Source organism: Limnohabitans sp. Hippo4 (genome assembly GCF_003063605.1).
In the GTDB taxonomy this organism is placed as follows: Bacteria; Pseudomonadota; Gammaproteobacteria; order Burkholderiales; family Burkholderiaceae_C; genus Limnohabitans_A.
Window position 1 is genome coordinate 885,334 of sequence record NZ_NESE01000001.1, and the last position, 16,037, is coordinate 901,370.

Below are 16,037 nucleotides of genomic sequence, written 5' to 3' on the forward strand. Positions count from 1 at the left end.
GCAATTTCAATGTCCACTTTCAACACCTCTGCCCTTGTCCTGTTTTCAGGTGGCCAAGACTCCGCCACCTGCTTAGCCTGGGCACTTGAAAGATACGAGCGCGTTGAAACCATTGGCTTTCAGTATGGCCAGCGACATGTTATTGAACTGTCTTGCCGAGAGCATTTTTTAAAAGGCATTCAACAACAATTCCCGCAATGGGCACACAAGCTGGGCGAAGACCACATGCTAGACCTCAGCTTGCTAGGGCAAATCAGCAACACGGCTCTCACAGCAGACAAAGCCATTGAGATGCAGCAAAACGGCTTGCCCAACACCTTTGTGCCAGGTCGCAATTTGTTGTTCCTGACCTTTGCCGCCACCATTGCGTACCGTCGCCAGCTCAAAATGATTGTGGGCGGCATGTGCGAAACCGATTACTCTGGCTACCCAGACTGTCGTGACGACACCCTCAAAGCACTCCAAGTCGCTTTGAGCTTGGGCCTAGACACTCGCTTGGTGCTCGAGACACCCTTGATGTGGCTCGACAAAGCGCAGACCTGGAACATGGCAGAGAAATTAGGCGGACAGGCTTTGGTTTCTTTGATTGAAGAAGAAACTCACACTTGCTACTTGGGTGACCGCACGCACCGCTACGCTTGGGGTTACGGCTGCAACACCTGCCCCGCTTGCGATTTACGTCGCACAGGGCATGAGCGTTACCAACTAGATCGCCCTCAAGCAGGCGCTTGAAAAAATCCCACAGCTTCCGACAATTGACCACCTGCCTTGACTGCAATGGCGCAATATTTGAATTCGGGAATTTTGCCAACCGGGTCAAGCGCGGCATTGGTCATTAAATTGGCAGCCGCCTCGTAATAAGCAAAGGGTACAAACACGGCGCCTTGCGGTGTGCCATCGTCACGGCGAACCCGCAAACACACTTCGCCACGCCGTGAGGTCAAGGTGATGACGTCGCCCGCATTCACTCCCAAGGACAGCAAATCAGCACCACACAAAGACGCCGTTGCTTCAGGTTCAATGGCATCAAGCACGGTGGCTCTTCGCGTCATGCTACCCGTGTGCCAGTGCTCGAGCTGCCTGCCCGTGATCAGCACAAAGGGATATTGCGCGTCGGGTCTCTCATTGGCAGGAATGCTGTCAGCTGGCACCAAATGAACCCGGCCATCGTCCGTTGCGAAATGGTCTTTGAAGACGATGGGCTCGCCAGGGTCGTCTTCTGTCAGGCAGGGGTACGTGACACTGGACTCGCGCGCCAAGCGATCCCATGAAATGCCGCTGATCACTTCGTGCATGGCCTGGCGCATTTCTTCGTAGACCGCCGCCACACCATGGTGCTCACCTTCATAGTGCCAATTCAAGCCCATGCCTTTGGCCATTTGCTGAACGATCCACAAATCAGCCTTGGCTTGGCCCGGTGCATCCACAGCTTGTCGACCCATTTGCACCATGCGGTCGGTGTTGGTCACAGTGCCCGTTTTTTCTGGCCATGCTGTGGCAGGCAAAACCACATCGGCCAGCCATGCGGTCTCGGTCATGAAAATATCTTGCACCACCAAGTGTTCTAGCGATGCCAGCGCGTGCCTAGCGTGATTCAAATCCGGATCACTCATGGCGGGGTTTTCGCCCATCACGTACATGCCGCGCACTTTGTGCGGATCGCTGTCATCAGCCAAGGCCTTGTGCATGATTTCCACAACGGTGTAGCCGGGTTGACTGTCTAAGGGGGTGTCCCAAAACTTTTCAAACCAAGCGTGGGCATCGGGGTTAGAGACGCGCTGGTAGTTGGGGTACATCATGGGAATGAGGCCCGCATCGCTGGCACCCTGCACATTGTTTTGACCGCGCAAAGGGTGCAGGCCTGAACCCGGTTTGCCAATCTGCCCTGTCACTGTGACCAAGGCAATGAGGCAACGCGCATTGTCGGTGCCGTGCACGTGTTGGCTGACACCCATGCCCCACAAAATCATCGCCGCTTTGCTGGTGGCAAATTCACGCGCGACTTCACGCAACGTTGGTGCCGGTACGCCGCATATGGACGCCATGGCTTCGGGGCTATAGCCCTGAATGTTTTGCTTCAGTGCTTCGTAGTTGTTAGCACGTGTTTGAATGAAATCCTGATCGACCAAGCCCTCTTCAATCACGGTGTAGATGAGCGCATTGAGCATGGCCACATCGGTATCGGGCTTGAACTGCAATGTGCGCCAAGCGTGTTTGCCAATGTCGGTGACACGGGGGTCTGCCAAGACAATTTTAGTGCCACGCTTGGCAGCATTTTTCATCCAGGTGGCGGCCACAGGATGATTGGCAGTGGGGTTGGAACCTATGACCAAAATCAAGCCAGCATGTTCCACATCGTTCACTTGATTGCTGACGGCGGCAGAGCCTACGCCCTCTAGCAATGCAGACACGCTAGAGGCATGGCATAAGCGCGTGCAATGGTCGACATTGTTCGAGCCAAAGCCAGTGCGCACCAATTTTTGGAACAAGTAGGCTTCTTCGTTGCTGCCTTTGGCCGAACCAAAGCCTGCCAAAGATTTAGGGCCGTGCACATCGCGCAATTGTTTCAATTTGCCAGCACCTATGGCCAGCGCCTCTGCCCATGTGGCTTCCCTGAAAACATCCGCCCACTGCGATGCATTGCGATTGAGGTTTTGAATTGCTTCTGGGTTCTTGGGCACGCCCACCTTGCGAATGAGCGGAACAGTGAGTCGCTGCGGGTGCTGAATGTAGTCAAATCCAAAACGTCCTTTGACACAGAGGCGATTGTGGTTGGCGGGGCCATCTCGCCCCTCCACACTCACAATGCGATTGTCTTTCACGTTGTAAGTGAGCAAGCAGCCCACACCGCAGAAGGGACACACAGAGTCGATTTTTTTGTCAACCACTTGCGAGCCCACTTGCGTCTTGGGCATCAGTGCCCCGGTAGGGCAAGCCTGCACACACTCGCCACAAGCTACGCAACTGCTACTGCCCATGTCGTCTTGCACATCAAACACAATTTGACTGTGCGCACCGCGATGTGCATAGCCGATGACATCGTTCACTTGCTCTTCACGACAAGCACGAACACAGCGGTTGCAATGAATGCAGGCATCCAAGTTGACCGCCATGGCCGGATGCGAGACATCAGCCGATGGCTGCTCGCGCCGCAGACTTTGAAGTTCAGGTCTGACCGTGACGTTCATTGCCTGCGCCCAATCGCTCAGCTCACCATGTTGCCCTGCTTCTGTCCATTTATAACCCTGATCAGGCATATCCGACAGCAACAGCTCCAACACCATCTCTTGGCTCTTTTTGGCGCGAAGGCTTTGGCTCAAGACCTCAAGGCCTGGGGTGACATTGCGGCAGCAGCTGGGGGCCAGCGTTCTTTCACCTTTGATTTCCACCACGCATGCACGGCAATTGCCATCTGCGCGCATGCCTTCTTTGTAGCAGAGGTGCGGAATCTCAATGCCATGTCGCTTGGCCGCATTGAGAATCGATTCACCTTCAAAGCCGACCACGGTTTGGTCATTGAGTTTGAATTCAACGCTAGGTGGCGCCAGCAATTCTTTGGACACAGGGGCGTTCATTTAGATGATCTCCTGTGGGAAATATTTTTGGACACTTCGAATGGGATTGGGGGCCGCTTGACCCAAACCGCAAATCGAAGCATCGGTCATCACTTGGTTTAAATCTTCCAAGGTGGTGGTGTCCCAAACAGGGGCTTGCATCAGCTGAACAGCTTTGGCCGTTCCCACGCGACAAGGCGTGCACTGTCCACAACTTTCGTGTGCAAAGAAGTTCATCATGTTGAGCGCAGCTTGCCGTGCTGAGTCTTGATGACCCAACACAATGACCGCCGCTGAACCAATAAAGCAGCCATAGGCTTGCAGGGTGTCAAAGTCGAGTGGAATGTCATTTAAAGATGCAGGCAGAATGCCGCCAGAAGCACCGCCGGGCAAGTAGGCGTAGAACTTGTGACCTTCTTGCATGCCACCGCAATACTCTTCGATCAACTCTGCAATGGTGATGCCTGCAGGCGCCAGCTTCACACCTGGCTTTTTGACACGCCCACTGACACTGAAGCTGCGCAAACCTTTGCGATCATGACGGCCATAGCTAGAGAACCACTCAGGTCCTTTTTGCACAATGTCGCGCACCCAATAAAGCGTTTCAAAGTTGTGTTCCAGCGTCGGCCTGCCAAATAAGCCGACCTGTGCAATGTAAGGCGGCCGCATGCGGGGTTCACCCCGTTTGCCTTCAATGCTTTCAATCATGGCAGACTCTTCGCCGCAAATGTAAGCCCCAGCGCCTCGGCGCAATTCAATCTTGGGCAAGGCAACAGGCGCATTGGCTTGAAGACTGGCCAGTTCTTTTTCGAGAATGTTTCTGCAGCCATGGTATTCGTCGCGCAAATAAATGTAAATGGCATCAATGCCCACCACATGGGCTGCCACCAGCATGCCCTCCAAAAACCGATGGGGATCTCGTTCTAAATAAGTTCTGTCTTTGAAGGTGCCTGGCTCACCTTCATCAATGTTGACGGCCATCAAGCGAGGCGCAACTTGCTCGCGCACAATGCGCCACTTGCGACCCGCTGGAAATCCTGCACCGCCTAAGCCGCGCAGACCTGAATCCTCCATGGCTTTCAAGACGGCTTCTGTATCTGAAGTACCTTTGTCCAACGCTTGAAGCAATTCGTAACCACCATCGGCCACATAGGCATTGAAGTCAATGTAGTCGGGCACCACAGCTTCAATCGCTTTCGCTTGAACGGCTTGCATCACTTGGTCTACGGACGCATGCCCTATTTCATGTTGATGCACCACGGCAACCGGCGCTTGCTCACAACGACCCATGCAAGGCGCTGCGACCACTTTGACCTGATCAGCACCCAGCGATGCCTGCAACTTGCCAAGCAATGTGGCCGCACCCGCCATGTCACAGCTCAGTCCGTCGCAGACACGCACTGTGAACTGTGGCGCTTGCTCACCATCTTGAAGGACTTCAAAGTGGTGGTAGAACGTGGCTACCTCATAAACTTCGGCCATGGCCATGTTCATTAACTTGGCCAATGCCACCAAGTGACGCTGATGCAAACCGCGGTGCGTGTCATTGAGCTTGTGCAGATGCTCAATCAGCAAATCGCGCCGCTCCTTGAGAACGTCGGACGCCATGCCCAGCAACTGCTGGACCTCTTGCAGCGAAGTCTCGTCAGCTTGTCGACCCTTGAGCTGCCGCCTTTGGCGAAGTTGAAGCGCCATCTCTTCAGCACTTGCCAAAGTGACGATGGTGTGGGATTTGATTTCTTCTCGTGTCATGCTGTCTCGATTTTAGAGGGCGTTTCAAGATTTGAGCGCAGCTGACAAGTACTCAATCAACACCGAAACCCGATGCGGGATATAGCGATTGCTGGGCAACACAGCGTAAATGCCAAGCGGGTCCATCGCATATTTTTTCAAGATTTCAACGACTTCACCAGCGTCTAAGAATGGTTGTGCAATGAAATCGGGTTGTCGCGTGATGCCGATGCCCGCAGCCGTTGCCTTCATCAGAGCCTCACCATTGTTGGCCATCATGCGTCCTCTGATGGGTACGTTGAAGTTGCTACCGCCCGCTTCATAAATCCAGTTCGCTGGCTTCATGTCCATGGAATAGGCCAGGCACTCATGGTTTTGCAAATCACGCGGATGCTTGGGTGTGCCGTGTTGCGCCAAATAGTCAGGCGACGCCAAGGTGAGGATTTTGCAGGCGCCTAATTTGCGAACGATGTCGCTGGGGTCCAAGTTGGCCGTGATGCGAATCGACACATCAATGCCTTCTTCAATCAGGTTGGAGCGCCTGTCCGAGAAGTCCATGCTGAGTTGAATGTGTGGGTGCAGCTTGGAGAACTCCGCCAAAGTGGGCATGAGCCGCTGCAATCCAAAGCTAAGCGGCAGCCCCAATCGAATGCGCCCGCGTGGCTCCACTTTCTCTTCAGAAAGGCTGGTCTCGGCGGCATCCACCATGTTCAAAATGACACGGCAACGCCCGAGATAAGCCGCACCCGCTGTGGTCAAGGTGAGGCTGCGCGTGCTGCGAACAATCAACTTGCTGCCAAGTTGTTTTTCCAGCCCAGCAATTTGGCGGGTGATCATGGATCGCGCGACATTCTGCTGATTGGCAACAGCTGTAAAACTGCCCGCTTCAGCCACGCGCACGAAAACTTGCATTGCGTTGAATTTGTCCATTGTTGCTAATTTTGCAACAAATATTTGCAAATTAGCTACTTTTTTAAAACTAATTTAAAACCTACAGTTCGCCCATCCCCTTGGAGACCTGCATGGAAACCCTTCGCAACGCCATTTTTGTGCCTCACGGCGCGCCCACCTTTGCGCTAGACCCTGGCGCAGCAGGCGCTGCCATGAGTCAATTGGCCAGCCAGTTGCCTACACCTCGCGCCATCATCGTGGTCAGCCCTCACTGGGACACGGCCGTTCCCACGGTTAGCACGGCCACACAACTGGAAACCATTTACGACTTTTACGGATTTCCTGAAGCGCTGTACAAAATCAAATACCCCGCAACAGGCTGCCCTGAGGGCGCCCAAGAAGTGGTGGCAGCTTTGCAAAAGCGCTTTGACAACGTCGCGACCGATCCCACACGTGGCCTTGATCACGGTGCCTGGACACCCCTGCGTCAAATGTTTCCCGATGCCGACATTCCCATCATTGCGGTGTCGATTCAAAGCCATGCCGGCACGGCCCATGCGCTGGCCATGGGCGAGGCTTTGGAAGAACTGACGCACAAGGGCTTCTTGGTCATTGGCTCTGGCAACATCACGCACAACTTAGGTGATTACCGAATGGCCGCCATGCAAGGCGGACAAACACCCGCCTATGTTCAGAGTTTTGCCGATTGGGTGGAAAGCGAACTGACAAATCACCATGTTCAGCGCATGATGGACTATCGTCAGCATTCGCGCGAAGGTGTTCGATCGCACCCCACTGAAGATCATTTGTTGCCTTTGTTTGTGGCAATGGGCGCCGCAGGCAAAGATGCCAACGCCAAAGCTTTCTATCGCGGCATCAGCAGTTATGTCATTGCGATGGACGGCTACACATTCACTTAAAGGCACGACATGAATCGCAGTACTTACTCCCCCGTCGCCAAAGCCCTTCACTGGGCCATGGCACTTGGTATTTTTGGGTTGGTGGTCTTGGGCAGCATCATGAGCGACATGGAATTCTCGCCCGAGAAGTTGCAATATTTTTCTTGGCACAAATGGGCCGGCGTGAGCATCTTTGCACTGGTTTGGGTTCGCTTGGTATGGCGCTGGATCAGCCCACCCCCGCCCTATGCAGAAAGCATGTCTATCAACATGCAGCGTTTGGCGCATGCTGGTCACATTGCTTTGTACGTCTTGATGCTGATCATCCCCATCTCGGGCTGGCTGATGAGCTCGGCCAAAGGTGTGCAAACCGTGTGGTTTGGCGTTTTACCCCTACCTGATTTGATTGGCAAAGACAAAGCACTGGGTCACTTACTCGAAGAGGTACATGAAACTTTGAGCTGGACCTTGGTGACCCTGATTGCAGGTCATGTCTTGGCATCATTGAAACACCACTTCATCGACCGCGACGACACACTGCGACGCATGGCCCCCTTCATCAAACCCAAACAAGACGCATCATGACATCACGCATCCTCAAATCCACTGGAACTGCATTCGCCGCCGTGCTGCTGACCTTCAACGCTCACGCCGTTGAATACAAAGCCATTGACGCGGCCAAAAGCAACGTCGCTTTCAGCTACAAGCAAATGGGCGTTGGCATGGACGGCAAGTTCAAAAAGTTTTCAGCGCAACTGAACTTTGACCCCACCAAACCTACAGCCGCCAAAGCCACTTTGGAAATCGACTTGGCTTCTATCGACACTGGCTCTAGCGAAGCCGATCAAGAAGTGACAGGCAAGTCATGGTTTCACACCGCATCATTCCCCAAAGCCGTCTTTGTGAGCAACCAAATTAAACAAACAGCTGCCAATCAATTTGAAGTGGCAGGCAAATTGACCATCAAAGGTCAAACCAAAGACATCAGCTTTCCATTGAAACAAACTGCACAAGGCAATGTGGGGGTATTCAATGGCAGCTTTGTGATGCGCCGCGCCGATTTCAACATCGGTGAGGGCATGTGGGCCAAGTTCGACACTGTGGCGAACGAGGTTCAAGTGAATTTTCAAATCACCGCTCTCGCGAGCAAATAATTTTTTAAACCAGGAGCTTCTCTATGACAAAACTCAACCGCATCGCCGCCGCTTTGGCTTTCACAACTTTGGCTGTGACCACTGCCATGGCCGCGCCTAAAACCTTTGAAATCGACGGTTCACACACCTTTCCACGTTTCTCTTACTCTCACTTCGGCTACTCCACACAAGTCAGCCGCTTTGACAGCACCACAGGTACGGTGGTCTTTGACGCCGATGCCAAGACGGGTTCTGTCGACATCAGCATCGACATGAAATCAGTCAACACTGGCTTTGCCGATTTCAATGGCCACATTCAAGGTGAAGATTTCTTGGACACCGCCAAGTTCCCAAAAGCAACATTCAAGTCCACCAAAGTGAACTTCCAAGACGGTAAACCCGCTTCCATTGAAGGCCAATTGACCATCAAGGGCATCACCAAAGCGGTGACCTTGACGGTGACTTCATTCCAAGCCATGGCACACCCCATGCTGAAGAAGGACGCCATTGGTGCCAATGCCTTTACCGTGATCAAGCGCTCTGAATTCAACGCTGGCAAGTACGCACCTTACGTGGGTGACGAAGTGCGCATTGACATTGCTTTAGAAGCCATTCAAAAGTAATTGGTCTGATTTATTCAGTCATCTTGTGACGATCGTCAATCTACCCATGATGGCATATGAGGCATAAGATGACTGAATGGCCTTCCAAGAACAAAGCTTTGGTTTTTTAACAGCCCTGTGCATCGGCTTTCTCATCGGCATCGTCCGTGAGAGATTGCACCAGCCTGGCGTCATGATGGCAGGCGTTAGAACGCACACTGTGGCTGCGCTGATGGGCGCAGTGGCATTCCATTTCGGAATGCCCATTTTCACCATCACTTTGATTGTCACTGGCTGCTTGGTCGCAGTTGCTTACTTCAAATCTTTCCGATCCGATCCCGGCATGACAGGTGAGGTCTCATTGGTCATGACCGTGCTACTCGGCGGGCTGGCCATCAGCTCCTCTCCATTGGCAGCGGCATTGGGTGTTGTCGTTGCAGGTTTGCTCTTCCTCAAAAAACCACTTCGCAAATTCAGTCAAGAATTGATCTCGGAGCAGGAGCTGGAAGATGCCTTGATCCTCTTTGCGGCGGCCTTGATCGTCTTGCCACTGCTTCCCCAAGAGGCCATCGACCCGTGGGGCGCGCTCAAGCCCTTTGGCATCTGGAAAGTGGTCGTGATCATCATGTGCACGGGCATGTTGGGACATCTGGCCATTCGCTTAACAGGGCTCAACTATGGCTTGCCCATTGCGGGATTTTTATCTGGCTTTATTTCGTCAACGGCTGCGATCATGGATTTAGGGCGCAAAGCCAAAGATGACCCCACACTCACCAGCATCGCTTGCGCTTCCGCGCTTCTCTCTACGATGGCTTCACTGATCCTGTTTGCACTGGTTCTTGGCGCAAGTTCCTTGGTACTTCTGAAGTCTGTCGCACTGCCTTTGTCGTTAGGCAGTCTCAGCTTATTGTCAACTTCTGCATTTCTTTTTCAAAAACAAATGATCAGACGTGATGTTTTGCCAACAAGCACCCAAGAAGCATTTCAACTCAAACATGTCTTTGTCATTGCTTTCAGCATCAGCAGCATCAGCCTCTTGTCTGCGTGGATTGGCGCTATCTTCGGTCAAACCGGCACGCTCATTTCTGCCGTCATCATTGGTTTTGCAGAAATTCATGCGGCAGCCTTCAGCATTTCGCAACTGGCGCTACCACAGCAAGAGATTTCTGCAATGGCGCGCTGGGGTGTGGTTGCCATTTTGGCTGCCAGCGTTCTTTCCAAATCGGCTCTGAGCTTTGTCAGTGGCGGAAAAAGTTATGGCCTCAGAATGACAGGCGCACTGATCGTGTTCATCAGCACCACCGCCATAGGACTCTTGTTTTGAGAAAAACTCGTACTTTCCCAGTTTGAATCCGCCACAATCTCATGTACGCTTGCATCCAATTTCGATGAGGTTCAACATGTCTGATACACCCTACGTCCCCCCCAAAGTTTGGACCTGGCAAAAGGCCAATGGCGGCCGATTTGCCAACATCAATCGTCCCGTCGCGGGCGCTACCCACGAGCAAGCACTGCCCCGTGGCAAACACCCTCTTCAACTTTATTCTTTGGGTACACCCAACGGCATCAAAGTGACCGTGATGTTGGAAGAGTTGCTCGAGCTGGGCCACACAGGCGCTGAATATGACGCCTGGTTGATTCGCATCAACGAAGGCATGCAATTCAGCTCCGGCTTTGTGGGCGTCAATCCCAACTCCAAAATTCCAGCGCTGCTCGATTGCAGTGGGCCAGAAGACATTCGCGTTTTTGAATCGGGTTCCATCCTGTTTTACCTGGCTGAAAAATTCAAAGCCTTCTTGCCTACCGATGTGGTCAAGCGTACCGAATGCATGTCATGGTTGATGTGGCAAATGGGCAGTGCACCTTATTTAGGCGGCGGCTTTGGCCATTTCTTTGCCTACGCACCTATCAAAATTGAATACGCCATTGACCGTTTTGCCATGGAAGTCAAGCGCGAGCTCGATGTGCTCAATCGCCGTCTGGCCGATCATCGCTTCATTGGTGGTGACGACTACACCATTGCCGACATGGCCATCTGGCCTTGGTATGGCAGCCTGGCCAAAGGCGAACGTTACGACTCGGGCGAGTTTTTGCAAGTTCATGAGTACACCAACGTCATTCGTTGGGCTGATGAAATTGAAGCCCGCCCAGCGGTCAAACGAGGGCGCATGGTGAACCGTGTGATGGGCCCGCTGGAAACACAGTTGCACGAGCGTCACGATGCCAGTGATTTCCTGCATAAGACGCAAGACAAGCTACAAAAGCCTGACTAATGCGCTTAAAAAAAGTAGCGCCGTAAATCGGCGCTACTGTAATCACTCATCTTCTGCGTAAATTTTGCCGCCAAATTTGAGGGCGGAGTATTCGCGCTTGGACTGAAAAAGTGGGTAGAACATTTGGTGATACCAATGTTCTTGTCCAAACAATTGATCGTCTTTGAGCCCCACTTGTGCAGGATACTTTTGAGTGATGTGGGCAGAACCAAAAATGATGTCCCAAATGAACAGCAAGTTACCAAAGTTGCCCTTGTAATGTCCCACACCGTCTTTTTGCGTGATGGCATGGTGCGCCCAATGCGTAGCCGGTGTGGAAATGGTTCTCTCGACAACCCACATCACAGGACGCAAGGCTGGAATTTTGTACAAGGGCTCGTCCCAGCGCCATGCACAATGAGCGCCCACAATGACGGTGAGTTTGACGACGACATACAGCGCATAAACCAAACCACCCACGCCCAAATAAATGAGCACACCCGCCAACCACAGGCCAGGCATCATGAGGTAGTAGAAAAAATTATTACGGAAAGTAATTCGAATGCTCATGTACTGTGCTGAGTGATGCGCACGGTGCAAGGGCCAAAGCAGGGGCGAGTGTGAAAGACGATGCCACCAATACTGCGTCAGGTCATCACATAAAATCAAAATGCCCGCCATGCCCCACCACGGCCAGTCGGCCAAAATATCTTTGTACTCGGGTGCCAACCAAGCACCCAGCTTGGCAGTGACCAGCATGGCCAATGGCTGTGAAATGGCCAACAAACTCAGGAACATGAAAAGTTCCAGCTTGGTGTCGTTGGCAGTAGCGTGAACGGTGTTTTTGTAGCGACGGCTGATGATTTCAGTGGCGGCAAAGCCCAAAATCATGCAAAGGACCAAGGCATTTTGAATTTGAGTCGCGTTCATTTATTGGCTGAGTTGCGCCAAGGCCGCCTGCAATCCTGCCAGTCCTCCCACGCGCTGGTCGTTGATGAAAACTTGAGGCATCTGACGGACAGATGGGCCGCATTTTTCATAAAAAGCCATGCGCTCGGCTTCGTCATCAATTTTGATTTCCTCGTACGCCAAAGAGCGTGTTTTGAGGAGCATTTTGGCGGACTCACATTGTGGGCACGCGGACTTGGAATAAACGACAATTTTCATAGACATGTTGAGGCTTCTTTAAACAAAACTAAAGTGTTCAATTCGGCAAATTCTAATGGGAGAATCATTGACCACCAAAGAGAATGATAATTGGATCTTTACCTCGACTTGAAACATTTTCAAGAAAATACATCGATCTATGCCAGACATTAATGTCCTAAGCAACGATTCTCAGACTGATATTTTTTTCAGAGCTGTAGATCGCTTGCAATTGGAAAGTTTTCTCGGCGCATTGAGTCAAGACCATAAAAGTCTCGCAATCATCAGTCCCTATACGGAATTGCTTCAATATTACGGCGATGTTGTCATTCGCCGATTGAACAAAAAATTTCCAAATGTACCCATGGAAATATTTGTTGCAGACGATACAGATGCGATTCTAGAAAGATTCAATGTCATCTTGAACGACTTATCGTTTGATGAAGCCACCAAGGCAAGGCAATTGAATCAGCCGGAGAAAATTCTAGTCATTCAAGAAGCCAAAAAGCTAGACACGCGCCATTTAGAGTTGCTGGTACAGCTCATCCAGAATTTCCCGGGTGCAGGTATCTGCGCACTGCTGCTGCTTGAATCTTCCGCCCCTCAAAGTTCAAATATTTTTCGAGATAACAGTCGCTTTATAACTTGGACCCCCGAACTTCCTACACAAGAACAAAAAAAGAACCTATTCGACGCCGCCAAAAAAGTCGGTCAAGAAGACATGGTTTCGAACTTTTTTGCGCAACTTTCTCATGCTGAAAAAAGAAATGTTCAACAATCTAATACCAATGCATCGGCCATCCAGGTGGCCAATACTTCAGGAATCAAGGCTAAAGACAAAGAGACTAAGGACACTAAACCCACTGCCATATGGCCTAAGCTGATTATTGGTTTTGGTTTACTGGCAATTACACTCGGCGTTACTTTTGTACTGCACCCAGAAACAGGCGCAAGCCTATTGACCGTTTTCAAACTTCAATCGAAGGCGCCAATAGTCGAAACCATGACCCCGCCTAAAGTAAGTCCACCCGATACTTTAGAGCCAGAAGTTGTCATGACTGAGTTGCCGGAGCAAGCGACCCAAGGCTTGAATTGGCTGTTGAACCTTCAGCCGGATCAGTATGTCCTTGAGTACAAGACTTTTGAGAAGATAAGTGAAGCCCAAACCTATTTAAAAAGCCAAGCTAGCTTAAAGCGTGCGTACGTTGTGCCGGTTTTTCTTGAAAATCAACCTTATTCACACTTCATGGTTGTGGACGGTCCCTACCCTACAGCAGAGGCGGCCAGAATTGCAGCAAATCGTTCGTCGATGCTTTCAGACATAACGATCGAGAAAATTTCAAGTCTGATTGAATTTATTGACTTGAAGAAGCAGCAACATTGGAACGGGTCAAAGCCAGCCTAAGTAATTTAAAAATTACTACTTTTCTACATCATTCATCATCAAGTCGCGCTTAACCTTGAGCGGCGGCAGAATGGTGATAGAAATTCTGCGGTTGATGGCGTTGGTTGGGTCATCGGGCAAAGTCGGCACGCTGTCACCATAGCCAATGACTTGTGCGATTCGGTCAATTGAAACTTTTTGCGCCACCAATTCTCTGCGTGCGGCGTTGGCACGTTCTCCTGACAATTCCCAGTTACCGTAACCCATTGCACCGCCTGAATAAGGCGTTGAGTCTGTGTAGCCTTCAATTTTCAATTTGTGTGTGGGACACATGTCCACCACAGAGGCAATTTTTTGGAATTGTTTTTTGGCAAATTCCGACAGCGTGGTGCCACCCTTTTGGAACATCGGCTCACGCGTGTCCAGCAGGGTCACTTTCAAACCTTCTTGGGAATACTCAATTTGCAATGGGTTGTTGCCAGACTGCAAAACCTGATCTTCGCTGATCTGTTTTTGCAAGGCCGCGTTCAAAGGGTCTAAGCAGGTCTTGTCAAAGCGTTCACGTTCTGAGACCAAGTCAAACAGTAGAATCCAAACCACAATGAAAAAGGCCATCAGCACGGTGACGAAGTCGGCGTAGACCAGCTTCCAGTTGCCATGCGCAGCATGTCGTTTTTCTCTCTTTGGAGGGCGTCCTCGCCTGACGACCGGCTCTGTTTTGCTAGTGGCCATTTGTTTTTAACCGCGAAGACTGGTTCCAGAGGTCGACAAAACGCCAGCTTCAAGTTCTGACATGCTAGGACGTTGGTCCGTGAAGAGAACTTTTCGACCGTACTCAACAGCCACCAAAGGCGAAAAATTGCTGTAGTACGCAATCAGAATTTCTTTAACAGCTTCAAATGGTTTGACATCTGAAGCTGCATTTTGTTCAAGAGTACGCGCAATGGGTGCAAACAAAGCGTACGCGCTGAACACCCCCAGCAAGGTGCCTGTCAACGCAGAGGCAATGCTGGCACCAATTTCACCAGGCGACTTGCCCAATTTAATAGAGGCCAAAGTGTGAATCACACCGACAATGGCGGCCACAATACCGAATGCGGGCATACTGTCAGACAAAGTGATCATTGAGTCTGAAGGCTCCAGAGACTCTTGGTTCAAGACCTCAATTTCTTGCGCCATCACAGTTTCAAGCTGGCTCAAGGTGACAGTGCCATCCATCATCATTCGGAAATAATCTGTAATAAATTCCAACAAGCGATTGTGTTTGAGTACGGCTGGGTACTTTGCAAATAACGCACTTGTGCTTGGCGCTGTAATGTCTGCCTCAATCGACAAAGATCCATCGCGCTTTATCTTTTGAAGCAGTTCGAACATCAGGCACAACAACGCTAAGTTGGCTGTCTTATTGGTCTCAGCTCGCACAAAAATTCGACCAAAAGACCTGATCAAGTTCTTCAAATTGCGCCATTTATTGGACGCAACCAAGGTTCCCGCTGCAGCGCCGAAAATAATCAAAAACTCCTCCGGAACCCAGAGTTGAGTCGCCTCCCCACCCAGCCAAACAAATCCGCCAAATGCAGCTGTAAAGGCTATAAGCCAACCAATTGGAATATTCATAATTTTTGAAACAAAGTGTTGACGTCAAGTTTGGTCATGACAGATTGGGCCGCCTGCAGCAGCGCATTGGATTTAACCAAACTGGCAGTGGCCGTCGCTAAATCGGTGTCGAGCAAATTACTTCTTTGCAACTCTACATTGGTTTTTTGAACTTCTGCAGACTCGGTGGCTGCGTCCAATTGGTTTTGGAGCAAACCCGTCTTAACCTGTGCGCGGGTCACTTGCTTCAAGACAGCTTGGATGTTTTCCATGTCGGCATCTGAAGGCGCAGTGCCTGCGTCCAGCTTGACACGAATGCCATTCATCACAGCTAAGACATCTTGCCCGGTCACCATGACTTCGTTGAAGCTGATACCCGTTTCCAATTGAACGGCAGGTGCGACCAAAGTAGAGGGCACAGGTTCATCACGGAAAATATTCTGACCGTTGGCATCTTTGGCATTGGCAAATTGGGAAACAGCATCACGTAAAGCTGCAGCCTGCTGGCCCAACAACTTTCTATTGTCAGTTCCCAATGCATCGTTTCGTGCTTGAACCATCATTTGCTGAAACTTGGTCAGCGCGATGTTGATGCTGTTCAACTGTGCGTCGCTTGAAGTCAAAGACGCATTGATGTGATCTTGATTCACTTTGAACATGGCAAATTGCGACTTATCCCATGCAATTTGAACACCCAAGCCGGCAGCCAAGGCATCGTCAGAGGCTAATCGGTATTTCTGGCCCGAAGAAATTTGTCGTTGCGCCTCCACGACATCCGAAGTATGTTGTTGGATCGATTGCAAACTGCTGTCGAATACCTGTTGGCTGCTAATTCTCATAATTTAAGAT

The 16,037-nt window shown here is 51.1% G+C and carries 16 protein-coding genes; 8 read left to right on the forward strand and 8 right to left on the reverse strand.

Annotated elements, in window-relative coordinates; genetic code table 11:
* The first annotated feature begins 9 nt into the window (after positions 1–9).
* Entirely contained in the window at positions 10–732 is a 723-nt protein-coding gene (gene queC, locus B9Z46_RS04130; RefSeq protein ID WP_108254618.1) for a 7-cyano-7-deazaguanine synthase QueC, read from the forward strand.
* Here the strand turns inward: queC and fdhF are convergent.
* From fdhF to B9Z46_RS04145, 3 genes are read right to left on the reverse strand one after another with little or no spacing between them, the layout of a single operon-like run.
* Complete coding sequence (gene fdhF, locus B9Z46_RS04135) at positions 717–3,575, reverse strand: formate dehydrogenase subunit alpha (RefSeq protein ID WP_108254619.1); 2,859 nt, start codon at positions 3,573–3,575, stop codon at positions 717–719. The two genes, queC and fdhF, sit on opposite strands and share 16 nt — an antisense overlap.
* Positions 3,576–5,306, reverse strand: a complete 1,731-nt coding sequence (locus B9Z46_RS04140) for an NADH-ubiquinone oxidoreductase-F iron-sulfur binding region domain-containing protein (RefSeq protein ID WP_233245904.1) — start codon at positions 5,304–5,306, stop codon at positions 3,576–3,578.
* Positions 5,307–5,330: 24 nt separating this feature from the next.
* A complete protein-coding gene (locus B9Z46_RS04145) occupies positions 5,331–6,215 on the reverse strand; it encodes a LysR family transcriptional regulator (protein ID WP_108254620.1) in 885 nt (294 codons plus the stop codon).
* Positions 6,216–6,307: 92 nt separating this feature from the next.
* On the opposite strand from B9Z46_RS04145, the gene B9Z46_RS04150 reads away from it, so the two are divergent.
* The 6 genes from B9Z46_RS04150 (at position 6,308) to yghU (ending at position 11,083) form a co-directional block, all read left to right on the forward strand.
* Positions 6,308–7,096: a class III extradiol ring-cleavage dioxygenase gene (locus B9Z46_RS04150; protein WP_108254621.1), complete on the forward strand. Its 789-nt coding sequence runs from the start codon at positions 6,308–6,310 to the stop codon at positions 7,094–7,096.
* A gap of 9 nt (positions 7,097–7,105) precedes the next feature.
* A complete protein-coding gene (locus B9Z46_RS04155; protein WP_108254622.1) occupies positions 7,106–7,660 on the forward strand; it encodes a cytochrome b in 555 nt (184 codons plus the stop codon).
* Positions 7,657–8,229, forward strand: a complete 573-nt coding sequence (locus B9Z46_RS04160; protein ID WP_108254623.1) for a YceI family protein — start codon at positions 7,657–7,659, stop codon at positions 8,227–8,229. The genes B9Z46_RS04155 and B9Z46_RS04160 overlap by 4 nt, the downstream gene beginning before the upstream one ends.
* Before the next feature lie 23 nt (positions 8,230–8,252).
* Positions 8,253–8,831, forward strand: a complete 579-nt coding sequence (locus tag B9Z46_RS04165; protein ID WP_108254624.1) for a YceI family protein — start codon at positions 8,253–8,255, stop codon at positions 8,829–8,831.
* A gap of 76 nt (positions 8,832–8,907) precedes the next feature.
* Positions 8,908–10,134: a DUF4010 domain-containing protein gene (locus B9Z46_RS04170; protein WP_108254625.1), complete on the forward strand. Its 1,227-nt coding sequence runs from the start codon at positions 8,908–8,910 to the stop codon at positions 10,132–10,134.
* Between the two features lie 76 nt (positions 10,135–10,210).
* Positions 10,211–11,083 (forward strand): glutathione-dependent disulfide-bond oxidoreductase, encoded by an 873-nt coding sequence (yghU, locus tag B9Z46_RS04175; protein ID WP_055360067.1) that lies wholly within the window; start codon positions 10,211–10,213, stop codon positions 11,081–11,083.
* Between the two features lie 42 nt (positions 11,084–11,125).
* On the opposite strand, the gene B9Z46_RS04180 is transcribed toward yghU, so the two are convergent.
* Positions 11,126–11,992 (reverse strand): sterol desaturase family protein, encoded by an 867-nt coding sequence (locus B9Z46_RS04180; protein ID WP_108254626.1) that lies wholly within the window; start codon positions 11,990–11,992, stop codon positions 11,126–11,128.
* Positions 11,993–12,235 carry a glutaredoxin gene (locus B9Z46_RS04185; protein WP_108254627.1) on the reverse strand — a complete coding sequence of 81 codons (243 nt, stop codon included), beginning with the start codon at positions 12,233–12,235 and terminating at the stop codon, positions 11,993–11,995.
* A gap of 133 nt (positions 12,236–12,368) precedes the next feature.
* Here B9Z46_RS04185 and B9Z46_RS04190 point away from each other — a divergent pair, with 133 nt between their 5' ends.
* A complete protein-coding gene (locus B9Z46_RS04190) occupies positions 12,369–13,613 on the forward strand; it encodes a hypothetical protein (protein WP_108254628.1) in 1,245 nt (414 codons plus the stop codon).
* A gap of 15 nt (positions 13,614–13,628) precedes the next feature.
* Here B9Z46_RS04190 and B9Z46_RS04195 read toward each other — a convergent pair whose 3' ends face one another.
* The 3 genes from B9Z46_RS04195 to B9Z46_RS04205 are packed head-to-tail and all read right to left on the reverse strand — an operon-like array spanning position 13,629 to position 16,027.
* Complete coding sequence (locus B9Z46_RS04195; RefSeq protein WP_108254629.1) at positions 13,629–14,324, reverse strand: OmpA family protein; 696 nt, start codon at positions 14,322–14,324, stop codon at positions 13,629–13,631.
* A gap of 6 nt (positions 14,325–14,330) precedes the next feature.
* Positions 14,331–15,209 carry a flagellar motor stator protein MotA gene (gene motA, locus B9Z46_RS04200; RefSeq protein ID WP_108254630.1) on the reverse strand — a complete coding sequence of 293 codons (879 nt, stop codon included), beginning with the start codon at positions 15,207–15,209 and terminating at the stop codon, positions 14,331–14,333.
* Positions 15,206–16,027: a flagellin gene (locus tag B9Z46_RS04205; protein ID WP_108254631.1), complete on the reverse strand. Its 822-nt coding sequence runs from the start codon at positions 16,025–16,027 to the stop codon at positions 15,206–15,208. Before B9Z46_RS04205 ends, motA begins: the two co-directional genes overlap by 4 nt.
* Positions 16,028–16,037: the final 10 nt, after the last annotated feature.

Bases quoted from the DNA above. Each gene is read 5' to 3' on its own strand.
- motA (WP_108254630.1), bottom strand. From the start codon at position 15,209: ATGAATATTCCAATTGGTTGGCTTATAGCCTTTACAGCTGCATTTGGC.
- B9Z46_RS04160 (WP_108254623.1), top strand. From the start codon at position 7,657: ATGACATCACGCATCCTCAAATCCACTGGAACTGCATTCGCCGCCGTG.
- yghU (WP_055360067.1), top strand. From the start codon at position 10,211: ATGTCTGATACACCCTACGTCCCCCCCAAAGTTTGGACCTGGCAAAAG.
- B9Z46_RS04195 (WP_108254629.1), bottom strand. From the start codon at position 14,324: ATGGCCACTAGCAAAACAGAGCCGGTCGTCAGGCGAGGACGCCCTCCA.
- B9Z46_RS04185 (WP_108254627.1), bottom strand. From the start codon at position 12,235: ATGTCTATGAAAATTGTCGTTTATTCCAAGTCCGCGTGCCCACAATGT.
- B9Z46_RS04140 (WP_233245904.1), bottom strand. From the start codon at position 5,306: ATGACACGAGAAGAAATCAAATCCCACACCATCGTCACTTTGGCAAGT.
- B9Z46_RS04190 (WP_108254628.1), top strand. From the start codon at position 12,369: ATGCCAGACATTAATGTCCTAAGCAACGATTCTCAGACTGATATTTTT.
- queC (WP_108254618.1), top strand. From the start codon at position 10: ATGTCCACTTTCAACACCTCTGCCCTTGTCCTGTTTTCAGGTGGCCAA.
- fdhF (WP_108254619.1), bottom strand. From the start codon at position 3,575: ATGAACGCCCCTGTGTCCAAAGAATTGCTGGCGCCACCTAGCGTTGAA.
- B9Z46_RS04145 (WP_108254620.1), bottom strand. From the start codon at position 6,215: ATGGACAAATTCAACGCAATGCAAGTTTTCGTGCGCGTGGCTGAAGCG.
- B9Z46_RS04155 (WP_108254622.1), top strand. From the start codon at position 7,106: ATGAATCGCAGTACTTACTCCCCCGTCGCCAAAGCCCTTCACTGGGCC.
- B9Z46_RS04170 (WP_108254625.1), top strand. From the start codon at position 8,908: ATGGCCTTCCAAGAACAAAGCTTTGGTTTTTTAACAGCCCTGTGCATC.
- B9Z46_RS04150 (WP_108254621.1), top strand. From the start codon at position 6,308: ATGGAAACCCTTCGCAACGCCATTTTTGTGCCTCACGGCGCGCCCACC.
- B9Z46_RS04180 (WP_108254626.1), bottom strand. From the start codon at position 11,992: ATGAACGCGACTCAAATTCAAAATGCCTTGGTCCTTTGCATGATTTTG.
- B9Z46_RS04165 (WP_108254624.1), top strand. From the start codon at position 8,253: ATGACAAAACTCAACCGCATCGCCGCCGCTTTGGCTTTCACAACTTTG.
- B9Z46_RS04205 (WP_108254631.1), bottom strand. From the start codon at position 16,027: ATGAGAATTAGCAGCCAACAGGTATTCGACAGCAGTTTGCAATCGATC.